Raw genomic sequence first — 3,309 nt, 5'->3', positions numbered from 1 at the left:
CGGATTTACCCTATGACGACGGAGAACCCTTGGAAAGTAACCGCCACCGTATCGCCATGAATGTCCTCATCGACTCGGTAAACCAAGTCTATCAGAACCGAGAAGACTATTTTGCGGGGGGCAATATGTTTATTTACTACAGTAGCCAACAAGCAAGAAACCGGGACTTTCGCGGGCCAGATTTCTTTGTGGTGTTAAATGTAGATGGGACAAGAGAACGTCGTAGTTGGGTTGTCTGGGAAGAAGAAGGACGCTATCCCGATGTGATTGTAGAATTAATGTCTCCCTCAACTGCCAGTGAAGATACGAGCAAGAAAAAAGAACTTTACGAACAAACCTTTAGAACCCAAGATTATTTTGTCTATGATCCGTTTAATGGAGAGTCCTTGCAAGGTTGGCATTTAAACCGCAATCAGGAATATGAAGAACTGACCCCCGATGAGCGAGGATGGTTATGGTGTGAGAGTTTAGGGTTATGGTTGGGGACGTGGGAAGGACGATTAAGGAGAGAGAACGCCCTTTGGTTGCGCTTTTATGAGCAAGAGGGCAATTTAGTGTTATTACAAGAAGAAGTCGCAGAGCGAGAACGAGCAGAAAAAGAACGAGAACGAGAAGCAAAGCAACGAGAACAAGAACGGGCTAATCGCGCCGAATCGGATGTACAACGGTTAAGAGAACGTTTGCAAGAACTAGGAATTGATCCAGATTCTGTGCTGATGGAGGGACAAGGAAGCTACAATGCTTGTTGAATGGCGATTTTAGCTTTTAACTCCCTTGGGTAAAAGAGCAATTTATTGGGACTGAGTGCCATCAATTTGACCACACAATCCTTGAACCTATCCCAAGCTCCGACCCAATTTTGTCCATATAAACCGATCCAAAAGTTACTATTCTTGCTCACTTTGCCCTTTACTTTTCTCTGGCGAGCAATGTATGCTTGCTGACCTTTGCGTTTAATCGACTCTCCTTTGAAGGTAGATAAAGTATAGGCGATCGCTAGAAGTAAAACCAAACGAGTTAAGCGTTCTATATTAGCCTTTGAGCCTTCTAAATAAACGTGAGTTCGACGAGATTAGAAAATTGTGGTCGGCAGTGCTGGTAGGTGTTTGACCTCCAAATCTAAGGCTGGTTTTTTCTCGCTATAGGTGTAAGCAATCAAGCCAGCGAACAAGTTCACCAGAAAGTTGAAGACACTACGATGGCGTGAATGCTCAATTTGACAAATATTTTTCAGTTGATCATTAACTGATTCAATTAAGGCACGCTTGCGTAGGAGAATCTTCTCGACAGTCTTCCGGCCAGCGATTCTTCATGTTGCGTTTGGACTTAGTAACAAGTTTGAGTCCTTGCTCATAGAGTTGCTCAAAGAGTTTTTGAGAAATATAGCCTCGGTCTCCAAATAACTGACCAAAAAGGTCTTGAGCCATTTCCGGGACAGGCTTTCGGTCATCAGTGTTAGCCGGTGTTAATTTAAAAGCCAGGAGTTCTCCTCGTTCATTGATAATCAGGTGTAATTTGAATCCAAAATGCCAGCCGACGGAGTTCTTCCCCCAATGAACCAATCCCTTAAATACCTTGTTGGCACGAGCGCGACAAGGATGACAGACACGGATTGGCGTTGAATCAACGAAGGCAATTCCTGTGACTTCTCCTTTTCGGGTATGCAAGAAGCAGCACAAAAGCATCAAAGACCAAGGCATCAATTCCACAAAACGGGTGTAGCTAACCAAATTGGGGAAGGCTTTGCGCCAGTGAGGAAGTACACAGAGAGTGTAAAATTCCTTGAATGTCCGAAACCCCGAGCCGTGAAAGGCAATTGCAATCGTCATGACTTCTGATAATTTCATTCGTGAGCGGCAACGCTTCTCTCCCGGCATTGAGGGCAGTTGAAGTTGTTGCTCCCAGTGGCGCTCGAAGTGTTGGCAAAAATCATCGACTTCACAAAAGATGCGGGTGACATCGAGGCGAGATACAATTTTACTCATAGCTGGCTGAGATGGGAGTTGGATAGTTACAACCCAGTCTCAGCCTTTTCTTGAGCTTTGTCTAGGCCGTCGAACTCACGTTAATAAACAACAACAGTCTCTTTTGTGGCTATGAGCTATTGTATTAACCCCAACTGTCCTAAACCAACCAATCCCGATAATATCTTGTTTTGTCAAGCCTGCGGTTCAGAGTTGTTAGTGGAAGGACAGTTTCGGGTAGTGCAACCTTTGGGGACTGGAGGGTTTGCCACGACCTATGAAGTGGAAGAAGCGGGCGTGGCAAAAGTATTAAAGGTGTTGACGCTGAATAATGATAAAGCGATCGCGCTTTTTCACCAAGAAGCCGAAGTCCTACAACAATTAAACCATCCCGGTATTCCCAATGTTGACCCCGATGGCTATTTTACTTATACCCCCAGAGAGAATCCCGACCCGATACACTGTTTGGTGATGGAGGAAATTGAGGGGGAAAACCTCGAAGAATGGCTGGAAAAACGCGGCAACCGACCCATTCGCCAGAAACTAGCTCTAAAATGGTTACGGCAATTAGTGGATATTTTGCAGGAAGTCCATCAAAAGAACTTTTTTCATCGGGATATCAAACCCTCCAACATCATGTTACGTCCCGATGGACAGTTGGCTTTAATTGACTTTGGCACTGTTAAAGAAATTACGGCCACCTTTTTAGCCAGTCAAAATCAACGGGGAACGGTACTCTTTTCGCGGGGATATGCTCCCATTGAACAGGAAAACGGTCATACGGTTCCCCAGTCGGACTTTTTTGCCTTGGGACGAACTTTTGTGCATCTCCTTACCGGGAAACATCCCCTCGATATGTATGACCCCTATACCTCACAACTCCAGTGGCAACCCGAAACGGAGAACCTCCACCCGGACTTAATCGCCTTTTTAGAGCAATTGATGGCAAGATTATACCGCGATCGCCCCGAAAATACTGCGATGATTTTCGAGCAGCTTGACCAACTCGAACAGCGCATTTATATCCCCCCACCCGTCTCCGCGACTGCCGCGACTGCCACATCTGCTTCCCCTGCGACCCCTCCCAAAACCGCGAAATCTGCTGCTAAAAGGCCTAAATTTATCGCTGGGGGAACTATGGGCACTTTTTTAATAACTTGGGTAGTCTCTGCCTTAGCGGTACTGCTCACCGCTTCGATTGTGGCAGGATTGGCGATTAAGGGGTTTGTCGCGGCCTTGATTGCGGCAGCGATTTTTGGGATTGTGAATGCGATCGTGCGACCCATTTTAGTCCTGTTTACCCTTCCCTTAACCATTCTCACATTAGGCTTATTCTTATTAGTGG

At 45.9% G+C, this 3,309-nt stretch carries 2 protein-coding genes and 1 pseudogene; 2 read left to right on the top strand and 1 reads right to left on the bottom strand.

All coding sequences use genetic code 11. From position 1 onward, the window contains the following. A partial coding sequence (locus tag PN462_RS05605) for a Uma2 family endonuclease (protein WP_272127034.1) occupies positions 1 to 749 on the top strand: 749 nt, incomplete at its 5' end. A gap of 323 nt (positions 750 to 1,072) precedes the next feature. On the opposite strand, the pseudogene PN462_RS05600 reads toward PN462_RS05605, so the two are convergent. Further along, positions 1,073 to 1,985 (bottom strand): annotated as a pseudogene (locus PN462_RS05600) (IS982 family transposase). A 111-nt stretch (positions 1,986 to 2,096) separates the two neighbouring features. Here PN462_RS05600 and PN462_RS05595 point away from each other — a divergent pair. After that, positions 2,097 to 3,309 (top strand): protein kinase domain-containing protein (locus PN462_RS05595; protein WP_272127033.1); only part of this gene is annotated, 1,213 nt, incomplete at its 3' end.

Source organism: Spirulina sp. CS-785/01 (genome assembly GCF_028330525.1).
Classification (GTDB): Bacteria; Cyanobacteriota; Cyanobacteriia; order Cyanobacteriales; family Spirulinaceae; genus JAQMSD01.
The sequence above is the reverse complement of the archived record's forward strand: the minus strand, read 5'-3'. Positions and strand labels throughout refer to the sequence as shown.